General features: G+C 44.9%; 11 protein-coding genes. 2 read left to right on the forward strand and 9 right to left on the reverse strand.

The annotated features are described in order from the left end of the window. The first annotated feature begins 102 nt into the window (after positions 1 to 102). Positions 103 to 2,943: an Hsp70 family protein gene (locus OCV30_RS09010; protein ID WP_065678719.1), complete on the forward strand. Its 2,841-nt coding sequence runs from the start codon at positions 103 to 105 to the stop codon at positions 2,941 to 2,943. Positions 2,944 to 3,115: 172 nt separating this feature from the next. Here the strand turns inward: OCV30_RS09010 and OCV30_RS09015 are convergent, their stop codons facing one another. From OCV30_RS09015 to OCV30_RS09050, 8 genes are all read right to left on the reverse strand, one after another. Next, the gene (locus tag OCV30_RS09015) at positions 3,116 to 3,331 is read right to left on the reverse strand and encodes a hypothetical protein (protein ID WP_012604204.1); all 216 of its coding nucleotides are present in this window, start codon (positions 3,329 to 3,331) and stop codon (positions 3,116 to 3,118) included. 266 nt (positions 3,332 to 3,597) lie between these two features. After that, positions 3,598 to 4,071 carry a DUF2947 domain-containing protein gene (locus OCV30_RS09020; protein ID WP_029223788.1) on the reverse strand — a complete coding sequence of 158 codons (474 nt, stop codon included), beginning with the start codon at positions 4,069 to 4,071 and terminating at the stop codon, positions 3,598 to 3,600. A gap of 120 nt (positions 4,072 to 4,191) precedes the next feature. Continuing rightward, positions 4,192 to 4,779, reverse strand: a complete 588-nt coding sequence (gene rimJ / locus OCV30_RS09025; protein ID WP_065678720.1) for a ribosomal protein S5-alanine N-acetyltransferase — start codon at positions 4,777 to 4,779, stop codon at positions 4,192 to 4,194. Between the two features lie 73 nt (positions 4,780 to 4,852). After that, a complete protein-coding gene (tyrR, locus tag OCV30_RS09030) occupies positions 4,853 to 6,397 on the reverse strand; it encodes a transcriptional regulator TyrR (RefSeq protein WP_017101490.1) in 1,545 nt (514 codons plus the stop codon). Positions 6,398 to 6,584: 187 nt separating this feature from the next. Then, complete coding sequence (locus OCV30_RS09035; RefSeq protein ID WP_065678721.1) at positions 6,585 to 7,637, reverse strand: YcjF family protein; 1,053 nt, start codon at positions 7,635 to 7,637, stop codon at positions 6,585 to 6,587. Positions 7,638 to 7,651: 14 nt separating this feature from the next. After that, a complete protein-coding gene (locus tag OCV30_RS09040) occupies positions 7,652 to 9,025 on the reverse strand; it encodes a YcjX family GTP-binding protein (protein ID WP_065678722.1) in 1,374 nt (457 codons plus the stop codon). 223 nt (positions 9,026 to 9,248) lie between these two features. After that, positions 9,249 to 9,434 (reverse strand): hypothetical protein, encoded by a 186-nt coding sequence (locus tag OCV30_RS09045; protein ID WP_004734731.1) that lies wholly within the window; start codon positions 9,432 to 9,434, stop codon positions 9,249 to 9,251. 164 nt (positions 9,435 to 9,598) lie between these two features. After that, entirely contained in the window at positions 9,599 to 11,116 is a 1,518-nt protein-coding gene (locus OCV30_RS09050; RefSeq protein WP_009847029.1) for a fumarate hydratase, read from the reverse strand. Positions 11,117 to 11,370: 254 nt separating this feature from the next. Between OCV30_RS09050 and pabB the strand changes: the two genes are divergently transcribed. Further along, entirely contained in the window at positions 11,371 to 12,759 is a 1,389-nt protein-coding gene (pabB, locus tag OCV30_RS09055) for an aminodeoxychorismate synthase component I (RefSeq protein ID WP_065678723.1), read from the forward strand. 137 nt (positions 12,760 to 12,896) lie between these two features. On the opposite strand, the gene OCV30_RS09060 is transcribed toward pabB, so the two are convergent. Then, positions 12,897 to 13,514, reverse strand: a complete 618-nt coding sequence (locus OCV30_RS09060; RefSeq protein ID WP_009847031.1) for a porin family protein — start codon at positions 13,512 to 13,514, stop codon at positions 12,897 to 12,899. Positions 13,515 to 13,520 lie beyond the last annotated feature (6 nt).

Consider the following 13,520-nt stretch of genomic DNA (forward strand, 5'->3'; position numbering starts at 1 on the left):
TCAATGCGATTCCCTAGCCCTGTATTAAAAGCATTCCAAAGACAATAATAAGACCAAGATTATCCATTAACTGGTCATCACTTTGGCAGAATAAGGTTTTGTATGGCATCTCCTCGTTTTTTAGTCGGCATTGACTTAGGCACAACGAATACTGTTGTCGCTTACTGTGAAATCAACGACGACCTACAACATGCTCCCGTTTCTCTTTTCGATATTGACCAACTCATCGGCCCCGGTGAAGTGGTTCGCAAGCCCCTACTTCCATCATTTCGTTATCATCCCGCACAAGGTCAGATCTCCCCTTCCGATCTCACCATGCCTTGGGAACCGAGCTTAGTTGAAGGCGATATTCAAAATGTCATCGTAGGCGAATGGGCACGAGAATTAGGTGCTAAGGTTGAAGGTCGCCAAGTATCGAGTGCTAAAAGCTGGTTATCTCACCAAGCGGTTGATCGTAACTCCGACATTCTGCCGTGGGCAGGCGCAACTGACGTCGATAAGGTGTCTCCTGTTGTCGCAAGCGCAAGCTACCTAAACCACATCCGCCAAGCATGGAACTACCGTAACCCAAGCAACAAGCTTGAAGACCAAGACGTTGTGGTAACTGTTCCCGCTTCATTCGATGAGACAGCACGTAAGCTGACACTCGAAGCGGCAGAACTGGCGGGCTTAGGTAAGATTCTGTTACTCGAAGAGCCGCAAGCCGTTTGTTATGACTGGTATGCCCGTCACCAACAAACCGCTGCAGATGAACTTCAACAGATCCCGCTGATTCTAGTGTGTGATGTTGGTGGCGGTACTACCGATTTAAGTTTGATCGAAGCAAGCTTCAACTCAAGCAATGGCGATGACCAAGAACTCGCACTCGACCGTATCGGCGTTGGTGAGCACTTGATGCTAGGGGGTGATAACCTCGATTTAGCCCTTGCTCACCTTGCAGAGCAACGCTTCAATCAAAACAAAAAGCTGAATGCGTCTAGCCTAACCAAGCTTATTCAACAGACTCGCGCCGCAAAAGAGAGCCTGCTTTCTGCTGATGCGCCAGACGATGTGAAGATCACCATGCTGGGCAGTGGTTCAAAACTGCTTGGTGGTACGAAGAGTATTGGTTTAACCAAACAAGAAGTTCATCAGATTGCTCTGGAAGGTTTCTTCCCACTTTCTGAATTCACTGAAGTGCCAGACAAACGCCGCAGCGCGGTGGTTGAGTTCGGCCTGCCCTACGCAGCAGATCCTGCGGTAAGTAAGCACGTTGCCGAATTCCTAGCGACACATCAACAAGTATCTAAAGCCGCATTGGAAAAGTCAGACTCTGTTGAGTTTGATGATACCAAACCTGCAATTCCTGTTGGTGTACTACTCAACGGTGGTGTGTTCAACAGTGAGCTTGTCACCGAACGTATTACTCAACTACTGGGCAATTGGAACGGTGCACCAATCACCGTCTTAGATAACCCTCACCCTGACTGGTCTGTAGCCCTTGGTGCTGTAGCTTTTGGTAAAGCACGCCGTGGTGCACAACTGAAAATCGGTGGCGGTGCCGCTCGTTCTTACTTCTTGCATCTACAAGAGAAGAACAAGATGGGCAAAGCGCTTTGTCTGCTTGCCAAAGGTACTGAAGAAGGCCAAGAAATACGCTTAAACAGCCGTCGTTTCTCGCTGACTTTAGGTGAGCCAGTACGATTTAATCTACTGACTTCAACCCACGATCAAATTGCTCATGACACCGCTATTCAAAATGGTGTGATGGTCAATGTCGACGCTGACTTGTTCTCCCCTCTTCCACCGTATATTTCAACACTGGAAGGTTCAGGTACTGCAGAGCTCCAAGCCAACCAAAAAGAACGCGTCGAAGTATTGCTCGCGTGTCAATTAACAGAAGTCGGCACACTGAAAATGGAGTGTGTGAGTACAGAAGATGACTCTAAACGTTGGTTGCTCGAGTTTGAAGTCAGAAACAAGCAAGGCGATGAGTCTGATACCGCTAAACTTCACCCAAGGCTGGATGAATGTAAGGAATTGATTTCTCGTCTGTACAGCGGCAACAAGAAGAGTGCTGAATCGAAAGAGATCAAAACACTATCGAAAGATCTTGAGAAACGACTCGGTAAGCGTGATGAATGGGACTTCACGACCCTTCGCCATCTGTTTGATACCTTTTCATTAGGTCGTAAACGCCGTCGTCGTTCAGAAGCACACGAGAAGAACTGGCTGCGTTTGGCGGGTTACTCGCTGCGTCCAGGCTTTGGCGATCCGACTGACTCATGGCGTATCGAACAAATTTGGGGCCTTTACCAACAAAACATTCAGTTCCAGAACCACCAAGGTTGGACGGACTGGTGGGTATTCTGGCGTCGAGTTGCGGGTGGCCTGAATCAAGAGCAGCAAGAGACCATCTTGGCTGATATCGCGAAGTACCTTCACCCAGGTGCAATGAAGAACCCTAAAACGGCTAAAGATGCACAAGACAATGGTTATGAAGCCATGGTGAGATTAGCAGCATCACTTGAGCAACTTGAAGTGGAAGACAAGGTTCTATTAGCGACTTGGTTCTTAAGCAAAGCGATTAACCATAATCAGTTCGAACAGGCTCACTGGTGGGCTCTGGGTCGCTTAGCGTCTCGCACACCGTTATACGGAAGCCAACACAACGTCATTCCAAGAGAGCAAGCAGAACAGTGGTTACCAAAGCTGCTTGACCAGAATTGGCAGAAAGAGCAGATGATTGCCTTCGCGGCTGTGATGATTTGTCGTAAGACGGGTGACCGTCAGTTCGATATCTCTGATGACTACCGTGCTCAAGTTCTTGAAAAGTTAAAGCAAAGCAAGGTGCCAGAGTCTTGGCTAACGCTAGTAAGTGAAGTTACTGAGCTTTCTGAGAGCGAGTCTAAGCGCGTGTTTGGTGATGCATTACCAAGCGGCTTGAGCCTAATTAATAGCTAGCTTTAAAAACGATTAGCTTTAGCTGTTAATGAGTAAAGAAGCTAACGAGAAAAGAAAAAGCCACTTTCGGTTCGTTGAAAGTGGCTTTTTTATTGGTGGCTTAAGGCTGGTATGTTTAGTCGACTTATCGCTTTTTGGTTAAGAGCCTCAGCCGTGTTGCAGTTCATCATTGTTAATGTTTCGTTCCAGTTGGATTGATAGGAAAATCCGTATTTTCATAAATATCAGATAACTTTTTCGGTTTTTTCTCTTTGGCTCCTTTGTTCGATTGATTATGAGTTTCGCTTAAAAGCCATTCCTCATGCATCTTTGCTGAATCCAAAAACTCTGGATCTTCCATTGCTTCCTTGCGAAGTTTATTTACACGTTCGAGAGTATCCCAAATCATAATACTTCACCTCCACTAAGGCAGTAATATTAAGATAGCTCAAACACACAAAACTTCAACTAACCCAATGAGATAGCGATCTCAATTTCGTAATTTGCCCACTTTAAAAAAGTGGAAGCGCTCATTTTCAATTGAGCTCAGACAGTGGGTATTCCCCATGATCTTCAAAGATCATCAGGTATAAAAAAAGCGAGCTTAATGCTCGCTTCTTGTCTGTCTATCTGTTGATCGGATCGCCAACACTCGCACGACTAAATCAAACCAACTTAAGCACGGTTACCAATTTTAACCGTACCATTTGTAGCAAACCAAAGTGCTTCTGAACGACGGCGACCTAGTAAGATCGGGCCATCATCGTAGAACAAAAAGTTTTTCCAATGCTTCTTGAAAACCGACCATTTGGTTTCAAGAACATTGTATTTTTCGTAGCAAAAATAAACAGTTACGTCATCTTGCCAATCAATGAAGTTAAGGATTTCTTCTGGCATTTCAGGCTCATCGGCTTCCCAATTTGCCATCCAGCTGATCTCTTCGTTCCAGTTAGATGCCTTGCTCGGCCAATCTTGCGAACTTAGTCTTTCTGCATCCGGGCTTTGAGGGCTCACGTTTTCTTTCCAAAACTGAGATGCCCTTGCCTGTGTCATTGGTTTTATCTTTTCCAAATCTTCAGCGGGTAGTGGCATTGACTGGTGAGTGAAAATCCATTTTCTTTGGTATTCTTCCAAAGTTGTATATGACATCAAAATTCCTCAAATATCTTCTCAGGCTTATGGGCTTACCATGCCTATATGTTCTTTCGATACAGCGATGACTTCATTTTATTTATGTTCTCCGCTGTATCTAAATTCAATGTTTGACACTCACACGGAGCGTTTATCTTGCCAGTTTGGGTTTACCAGTGCCGTCAACACGTGATCTTCCCATTTACCGTTAATCTGTAGGTAATCTTTGGCAAAACCTTCTCGAACAAAACCAAGATGCTCTAATACACCCGCACTTCGTTCGTTGTGAGGCATGTAGCCCGCCATTAAGCGGTGCATGTTCTGCACATCAAACATGTAGTCTTTAGCCATGCTCAAGCCTCTGCGCATGTAACCGTGGCCCTGTGCACTTTGCGCCAATGAGTAACCGACATTACAAGCGTAGAACGGGAAACGAGACAAATTACTGAACGATATGGTACCTAACATTTCATTTGAATCGGCATTAATCAACAAGCAATAATAGCCTAGCCCCAATTTATGGAGTTCGTTTAACTTAATCAGCCGTTGAGCCCAATCCGCTCTGTCAAAGAACGCACCCTCTCGGGTCGGTTCCCAAGGCTTAAGGTACTCTCTGTTCACCTGAAAGTACTCACTGATCATGCTCGCATCATAGATCTCAGCCGTTCGTAAAATTAGGTTGCCATCACGTTTATCAATACGTTGCTGCGTACTCGAATCTTCCATAGTCTTGTTCTTATTCTTTTGTCTCTTTTTTCGTTACCGCCTCACTCTTACCGAATTTAGCAGTCTAATATCATCAGCTCTTTCTGATACCGTAATCACGAAGCTTATTCGCAATTGAGGTGTGAGATACATTCAAACGTTTAGCAAGCTTACGGCTTGATGGGAATGACTGATAAAGCTTCTCTAAAATCTGAGATTCATAGTCTTTCATGATCTCGTCTAGCGAGCCGTCTAAGCTTAAATTCGCCATTCCAGCAGTCATAGTGTCAAGCTGTGGCAGGTGGAATTGCTCAACCGTTAACGTATCTGAATCCAACTCTGTTAGTGCACGTAGAACCATGTTGTCTAACTGACGAATATTGCCTGGCCATTGGTAGTTACCTAATTGGTCGACTAGTTCTTGAGTCAACTTTGGTTTCAACATCCCTAACTGCTGTGCGTACTTTGCAACGAATAGCTCCAGTAATGGCGCAACATCGTTTGAACGTTCACGCAAAGCAGGAATCGATAAAGTCAGTACGTTCAAGCGGTAGAACAGATCTTCACGAAACGAGCCCGAGTCGGCTAATTCAGAAAGGCGATGGCGCGTTGATGCGATAATACGAACATCCGCGTGCATCTCTTCTTCTTCACCAACACGACGGAATGAACCATCTTGTAGGAAACGCAGCAGTTTGATTTGTAGATGCGGGCTCATTTCGCCGATTTCATCTAAAAATACCGTACCGCCATTCGCTTGTTCGAAGATGCCTTTATGACCTTGTTCATGGTTGAATGAGCCCGGTGCATGTCCAAACAATTCCGTTTCTGCTACGTCATCAGGCATTGATGCACAACTTAGAATCAAAAATGGAAAAGAAGATCGATTTGAACGGTTATGACACGATTTCGCCAGCATCTCTTTACCCGTACCTGTATCCCCTTCAATAAGCAGAGGTTGATCTAGCATAGCCAGCTTCTTAGCTTGACTGATCAAGGCTTTATGGCGATTAGAGACACCAACAAAGTGTTCAAAACCTAGGTTATTCTGTTCAGGGATGGCGTCTGGCGCGTTCATTTCTTGGTTACAAGAACGAATCGTCATTACTGCACTCGCCAGTACCGCTTCGTTGACATCACCACCTAGATAAATAGGCAGAATTTCAATAGAGAAATCTAGGCCATCTAGTACCACGACTTCACGATGACGCGTTACATCGCCTTCAATCCAACGAGCGAAGTTAAAGCTAGGAACGAACGTCGCTAGTGGCTCACCGATCACTTCTTCTTCTTGTTTGTTGAAGAGGTTCAATGCAGCGTGGTTTGCCATGTCGACTGAGCCTTTAAGGTCAATCGCAATCACAGGATCAGGTAGGTTTGCCAGCAGGGCAATCAGTTCTGTGTTATGCCTTTCGCTTGGCATAAACTGGATTTTACGTACATCCTTCACACCTGAAATTCGGCGAATTTCAGCCATAAGTTCACTAAAAGCATCAAAATTAATATCCGGGCAATTTAGGTAAATAATACCTTTAACATCAATTTCGATTCCTCGTAAATCAATGCTTTTTGAGGCCAAGATATCGAGCAACTCACGCGTTAAGCCGAGTCTGTCTTCACACAATACTTCAAGACGCACAAATAGTCCTATTATAGGTGTCAGGATAAGTTGACAGTAGTGTGAATTAAGCTCTAAGTTCAGTCAAGAAGAAGAGTAAACATATGTTTACTCTTCGCTCGCAAATCACTCAACTTCCTTGTGTATATAGACTTTATAGGAAGGTAATTCGCTTTATTTCCTACATTTCAATTTTAAGCACTTCGCTTTACTTTAAGGTAATGCGCTTTATTTCATAAAGGACGGCTTTGCGAAGGTCGGATAGTTTTACTTTTCGCTCATTATGCCAAGGCATAGGACGCAGCAATGTCATGGCTTTTAAGCCCAGTCTCGCAGTGAGGATGCCGACACCGAGCCCCTGCCCTGCACGAGCTGAGACTTTACCCGCAAGATCCATCGAGACTAAGTCCATACTCGCATCAATCGCGAGTTCACTGGCTCCTGCAGCGGCCATGTTGATTAACACCAACTTGAACAACTTAATGCGAGACCAATAGCCAAGCTCAATACCATAGACGTCGGCAAGCTTGTCTATCATGGTGAAATTACGCCATGCCACCAGCAACATATCAGCAGCAGCCAATGGACTCACTGCAACCAAGGCCGCCGATTCGGTCGAGAACTTAGTGACGATTTGAGTCGCCACTTTATCTTGCTGAGCAACAACCAACGCATCGTACATATCCAACACTTCAGCATCGCTGTGCGCAGGATTAATGCTGTTTCGCCACTTATCATAAGCGGGTGATTCAGCGATAATACCGCCCTGCTTGGCAATGTTTTCACAGAATGCTTTACCTTTACCAACACTCTGGCTTTGTAACAGCTCTTCACTCTGCTCTTGTACACTGAAATGATCTTTCAGCGAACGCAGCCTCCACAACTCTTTGCCTATTGCGCCTAAACCTAATGAAGCAATGGCAGCGATGAAACCTGCCCAACCTAAAGCTAGCCAGTCAGCGGTTTGAATAGCAGTAATGACAGAGTCAATCGCCTGCCATCCGACTAGGCCAGAGAAAGCGACAAGTAAGCCCGTTCCAAACCACTTCTTCTTTTTACTCGGTCGAATCACTTGTTCCAGTTGCTGCTCTGCGTCACCATCAAGGTCGGTTTCCACTTGTGGTGCAACGGGCACAAACTTCTCTTGTTCCGTGAATAGCTTTTGAGCACCCAAATCTGGGGTAACTTCATTCTTATCCGGCTCATCGAACGAGGTCTTCAACGGTTCATCAAAGACCTGTTTCGTTTTTAATTCACTCATTTCAATTGCCTCAATTACTTCAACTTGTCGCCAATGAGATACTCTAAAACCTTGTCGATTCTTAGATGCTGACAAGGCTCGTCAGAGTGCTGCTCCATCGGCCTAAAGCTCGTAAAATCAAACTGGTTGGTTTCCCAATACTGTTTGTTTGGCAGTTTACGCGGCACCTCTCCCGGATACATGGTTTGAGGGACATTATCTAAAGTCACACCTTGCAACGCCGGAACATTGTCTGAGCCTGACGAGATATAACCCGCGCTGGTCGCTTGAATAGACGCAATGCTCATGCAACTCATGTCGATGTGTTCAAACGCCGCCTGTTGCCAAGCAGGGTGTACCATCTGCTGTAACAGCGATACCAAGTTCGGATGTTGATCCGGTGTCACATGGTCAGCCTTAGTGGCAGCAAACAAGATCTTGTCAATCTTCGGCGCAAACAAGCGTCTTAGCATATTGCTTCGCCCGTACTTAAAGCTCTTCAATAACTGTTCTAACGCACCACGCATGTCCATGAAAGAGTCATAGCCTGCGTTAAGTGGTTGTAAGCAATCCACCAACACGATTTGTCTGTCGAACGTGGCAAAGTGATTCTTGTAGAACGCTTTGACGACCTTCTGTTGATACTCTTCATAACGCGCTTTTAAAACCGCATAGTTGCTGGTTTTTGAGAACTTACCCTCGGGAGCAGCGCACGGAAAAAATTGCAGCACAGGCGCGCCTTCAAGCTCACCCGGCAATACGAATCGACCCGGTTGTACCCAGTGCAATCCGTTATCCTTACAAGTATGAAGGTACTGAGTATAGCTATCGGCAATCGCGACCAGTTTCTTTTCTTCTGCTTCGGCTAGCAAGTCAATGTCGCCACGTATTGTGTTCCACTGTTGCGAATAGGTTTCTCTATCGCCTTTCAACGCGGCAAATTGAGATTGACTCCAAGTATCAAAATCCATGTCCAACAAAGGTAAATCAAGCAGCCATTCGCCCGGATAATCAACAATATCGAGATAAAGGGTGCTGTTTTTGCTCAGCAGCTTCTTTGCGCCTTTAGCTGGCTTATATTTAATTGCTAGACGAATCTCACTAACATCTCGCGTTGGCACTGGCCATTCTGGTGGTTGTGCATTCAACGACTCCATCGCTTCATCATAAGAGAAACGTGGGATCATCATGTTTTGTTGCGGGATGCGCTTTGCGCCAATAATTCTGCCATCTCTCGCCGATGCAAGTAGAGGCAGATTTTTGTGGGTAGACGTATGAAGAAGCTGATTAACCAGCGAAGTAATGAATGCTGTCTTACCCGCACGAGAAAGCCCCGTGACCGCTACTCGAATGTGAGAATCCGTTCCTCTGCTTATAAAGTCACTCATTTCTTGAGTTAGGTGTTTCATTTGAACGACTCCGTGATAATTAGGCCAGCCGGTTATGATAATAGATAGGCTAGCCTATGTTCTTTCCCTATTAGGGTTGTTTGTATGCTTTTTCTTTTTCTTTTGCTTGTTCTTTTACTAATAGTGGTGAGTATGCAATACCCATTCTTAATGCTAGATGAATAAAAGCCCCTGACTACATTCATAATCAGGGGCTTTAGAATTTTTGCACGATATCCGACGTTTAATCGTCTTCAATCAACTTGTAGATAACAAACAGTGCAATCTCTGCAATTAGCCAAAGCGCACATGTAATCGTCACGTATTTATTATCAAAGATACTGATCCCTTTCAAGATCAGGTCGTAGCCAACAAAAGCACCAATCACCACTGCTAAGATAATCTGTAGGATCTGAATAAAACGAGGCATTCCTCTCTCCTATGTTCTTATATCAAACTATGTGTTTATCACTATATCATTGATAATAAGACAAAAGTGCAGAGAATGCTGCACTTTTGTCTTTAACTTTCTGTCAAAAATTGCAATTCAAACGCTGAAGTTAGCGACAATTACGATTTTTTGGCGTCGGTTAATTACGCTTTCTCAGCTTCAGCAATCTTCACTTTCCACGTGTCAGGGCCGATCTGGTGCGCGTTCACGCCATTAGAGTCAACCGCAACCGTTACCGGCATATCTTCAACTTCAAACTCGTAGATCGCTTCCATACCGAGATCTTCAAACGCAACCACACGTGCTTTCTTAATTGCTTTTGCAACAAGATAAGCGGCGCCGCCAACCGCCATCAGGTAAACTGACTTATGTTGTTTGATTGATTCAACGGTCGCAGGGCCACGTTCTGCTTTACCAATCATGCCCATAATGCCAGTTTCTTCTAGCATCATGTCGGTGAACTTATCCATACGAGTAGACGTTGTCGGGCCAGCAGGACCTACCGCTTCATCACCCACAGCATCAACAGGGCCAACGTAGTAAATGAACTTACCTTTCAGGTCGACGCCTTCTGGTAAACCTTCACCACTTTCAAGCATGCCTTGAATACGCTTATGCGCTGCATCACGACCCGTTAAGATCTTGCCTGATAGAAGAACCGTTTCGCCGGTCTTCCACTCTTGAACATCTTCTTTAGTAATTTCATCAAGGTTAACACGGCGTGTATTCGCGCCTGCTTCCCAAGTAATATCTGGCCACTCTTCTAACTTAGGTGGTGTTAGCTCTGCTGGGCCGCTGCCGTCTAATGTGAAATGTACGTGACGTGTCGCTGCACAGTTCGGGATCAAGCAAACAGGCTTAGAGGCTGCGTGCGTTGGTGCTGTTTTGATTTTCACGTCAACCACAGTCGTTAGACCGCCAAGACCTTGTGCGCCAATGCCTAGTTTGTTTACACGGTTGAAGATATCTAAACGAAGCTCTTCTTCTGCGTTCTCTGGGCCTTTGTCGATCAACTCTTGAATATCGATGTGTTCCATCAGAGATTCTTTAGCGAGTACCGCGGCTTTCTCTGCCGTGCCGCCAATACCTATGCCTAGCATGCCCGGTGGACACCAGCCCGCACCCATTGTTGGTAGCGTCTTCTCTACCCACTCAGCAATATCATCAGAAGGGTTCAGCATAACCATCTTGGTTTTGTTCTCAGAACCGCCGCCTTTTGCTGCGATTTGAATTTCAACTTTGTTGCCTGGAACCATATTAATGTGAACAACCGCTGGTGTGTTGTCTTTGGTATTAATACGCTTACCTGCAGGGTCCATTAGGACAGATGCACGCAATGGGTTATCTGGGTTGTTGTAAGCTTGACGAACGCCTTCATCAACCATCTGTTGTACTGTTTGATCCGTTTCCCACCTAACATCCATACCGATGTTCACGAAACAAGTAACAATACCCGTATCCTGACAAATTGGACGATGGCCTTCCGCAGACATACGCGAGTTGATAAGAATCTGAGCGATTGCATCTTTTGCTGCTTGGCTCTCTTCTTTCTCGTACGCTTTTTCTAGGGCTTGGACAAAGTCTAAAGGGTGATAATAAGAAATGTACTGAAGTGCGTCAGCGACACTGCTGATCACATCTTGCTTACGAATAACCGTCATTGCATGCCTCTTTATTGTTCTGGTTCCATGTGGGTTCATCGTTTGGCTATGTGTGCCGAATCGGATTAGATGGTTTAGCTTTTTATTGTGTTGAGCTGTATTTAGTTGCTTTAGCAATCGCTTGCATAGCTGTAAACTAAACCACTTGGATTACTCCGTTCTAATCAAGAACCCATTTTATTTTCAATTTATGATACTCTTGCTTCCTCTCACACGCCATGCAGTGATCGAACTCTTTGTCACAAATTAAACAAATGAATAACAACGAATTTCGCTCTATCCAAATCAAGCCGCTTGAATATCAATCAACTTTAGCTAAACAGCTGTTTTCTCATATTGAAAGCGTGCCGTGGGCAATGCTATTACGGTCGGCCTCAGAAAGCCACGTTGATAGTCGATACGACATTTTGGTTGCTCAACCCATCGCCACCTTTGAGACGATCGGTTTAAAAACGACCGTTAATGTTAACGAGACGTGCGAGGTTTCAGAGTCAGACCCTTTCGAACTACTCGACCAATATCAACAGCAATTACTACCCGCAACCAGTGAGCATCCTGAACTGCCTTTCATTGGTGGCGCTTTAGGCTATTTTAGCTACGATTTGGGACGACGAGTAGAAGCTCTGCCCTCTCTTGCTAAGCGTGATATTTCTGCGCCAGACATGGCGGTTGGATTGTATGAATGGGCTGTGATTGTTGATCATAAGCTTAAAGCTGCGTTCCTTGTTGGGCAAAACATTGATATCCATTGGGATTGGTTGACTCAACAACAATCGCCAAGCCAACAAGCAGAACGAACTCATCAGAAGTTTGGATTAACCACCCCATGGCAATCCAATATGACTGAACAAAGTTATGCCAATAAGTTCGATAGCGTTCAAGAGTACTTGTTATCGGGTGACTGTTATCAGATAAACCTTGCTCAGCGCTTCAATGCCCAATACCAAGGCAGTGAATGGCTCGCTTATGAAAAGTTAGAGCAGTACAACTCAGCTCCATTCTCTGGTTTTATCCGTTTAGCAGGCTGCACCATTCTCAGTGTCTCCCCTGAGCGTTTTTTAGAGCTCAATAGTGGCACCATTGAAACCAAGCCGATCAAAGGGACACGTCCTCGTTCTGAAGATTCCATGATTGATGACGCTAATGCTCAAGACCTGTTAACTGCTGAGAAAGATCAGGCAGAAAACCTGATGATTGTCGACCTCCTGCGCAATGACATAGGTCGAGTCGCTAAGCCGGGATCGGTTCATGTACCCAAGCTCTTCGATATAGAGAGTTTCCCTGCTGTGCACCACTTAGTGAGCACGATAAGGGCAGAGCTTGATGTCCAATATTCAGCACATGACCTATTAAGGGCTTGCTTTCCCGGGGGGTCGATTACCGGCGCTCCAAAAGTTCGCGCGATGCAGATCATTGAGGAGCTAGAGCCTCATCGTCGCTCGGCGTATTGCGGCAGTATCGGTTATATCAGCCGTAATGGCAGAATGGACACCAGCATTACGATTCGTACCCTAGTGGCAGAAAACAATACGCTTTATGCTTGGGCTGGAGGAGGTGTGGTATTTGATAGTGATTGCGTATCTGAATATCAAGAGACTCTGGATAAGTTAAGCCGTATCCTACCGGTATTAGCCACTAAATAGTTTAATCTTTGCTGCGGGCAATATAGCTACGATATCGCGTTATCGAAATAGCATATAGAATTACGGTGACGTTAATTCTATATGCTTTAATTAGCTAAGTGAGTTATAACCCACTCAGCTTCTTCTTTTACACTAGCTTAGAATGTGTATGTCGTCGCTAAATAGAATGAGCCTAGTGTATGAACATTAGATAACTCTTTGTTCTTTTCATCTTTCACTTTGATATCAGCCGCTTCCCAATCAATACCTGCACGTAATGCTAGAGCTGGTGCAGCAGGAATTGCGTACTCTACGCCCACCCCCATTTTTATACCAGATACGGTTGATGACTTAGTCGCAAAGTATTTATTATTACCACTGTTTTCAATTTCTGAATTTAAAAAGCTATAACCTAAAAGTGCATAAGGTCGAAGACCAATATCGAACGTATAACCAACATTCGCAGCAACGCTAATTGAACTAAAATCTGTTGTGAATGCTTTTGAACTGCCTACTTTTGTTGTAGACGTTCCATATTTAGTATATTGGCCTTCGATACCAATAATACGGTTGATCTGATAACCGGCAATGAGTTTATAAGAAGGTGATTCAGTTTCAGTTGTTGTGGTTTTGCGAGTTATGGCCTTACCAAAACCACCATCATCAAGTTCAGTTGAACCAGCTCCTACTCCGATATAGAAACCATTTGGGTCTTTTTGTGCAGCCACTGCAGATAAAGGTGCAATTAGAGCAAGCGTCACTATCATTTTTTTCATATCGAA

Source organism: Vibrio atlanticus, from assembly GCF_024347315.1.
In the GTDB taxonomy this organism is placed as follows: domain Bacteria; phylum Pseudomonadota; class Gammaproteobacteria; order Enterobacterales; family Vibrionaceae; genus Vibrio; species Vibrio atlanticus.